Here is an 832-nt window from a genome sequence, read left to right as displayed (position 1 = left end):
TCCTCATGCTGCCTGATGACGCAGTTTCAAGCTGGGGTTGGCGCATTCCTTTCTTGATCGCGTTCCCATTCCTCGCAATTGCGCTTTATATCCGCACAAAAGTAGAGGAATCTCCGGTCTATCAAGCCTTGGAGAAGGAAGCAGAAGAAGATGAAGCGAAACACAAAGGATCCCTCAAAGAACTATTTACCGAGCACTTCGGGCAAATAGTTCTTGCCGCTGCAGCAGCCCTGCTCGGAATCGGCGGGTTCTTCGTATTGACCACCTACACCATCAGTTACGCCACAATCACCTTGAACTTCGAGCGCCAAACGGTAGTCAATGCGACGCTCGCTGCCGCTGTTTGCCAGATCTTCATCAACCTTTACTTTGGCCGGCTCGGCGAGAAGATCGGGCCAGGCAAAGTAATGGGCTGGGGAGGTATTGCAACTGCTGTCATGGCCTATCCCATCTGGGCAATGATCGACTCTGGAAACGCAGCCTTGTTAACTGTGGCTGTCTGTCTCGGCCTCTCGTTAGTAACGAGCACCTACTCTGTCTCCGGCGTTCTTTTGTCCGAAATCTTCCCAGCGAACGTCCGCTATTCCGGCGTCGCTATCGCTGCAAACATCGCTGGAGCAATTTCCGGACTCCTGCCGTTTATCGCGACTGCAATGAACGCTTCAAACGAGACGCCAAGCTCGATTCCTGGAGTTATCATCCTCGTGGCAATCTCCCTGATTACAGCGTTGGGCTCATTCTGGGCTGAGCGTCACCGTCGTACCGATGACGTGGTCGTTAAAGACTAATATCGAGCTCCGTGAGCTCTGAACTAACTTCTTCCACCCTCGGC

At 52.9% G+C, this 832-nt stretch carries 1 pseudogene; it reads left to right on the top strand.

The features are described from left to right. Positions 1-788, top strand: a pseudogene (locus HMPREF2724_RS09435) (MFS transporter); the annotation flags it as partial. Positions 789-832: the final 44 nt, after the last annotated feature.

Source organism: Corynebacterium sp. HMSC071F07 (assembly GCF_001810285.1).
Classification (GTDB): Bacteria; Actinomycetota; Actinomycetes; order Mycobacteriales; family Mycobacteriaceae; genus Corynebacterium; species Corynebacterium simulans.
Note: the sequence above shows the minus strand (reverse complement) of the source record. Positions and strands in the feature narration are given on the sequence as shown.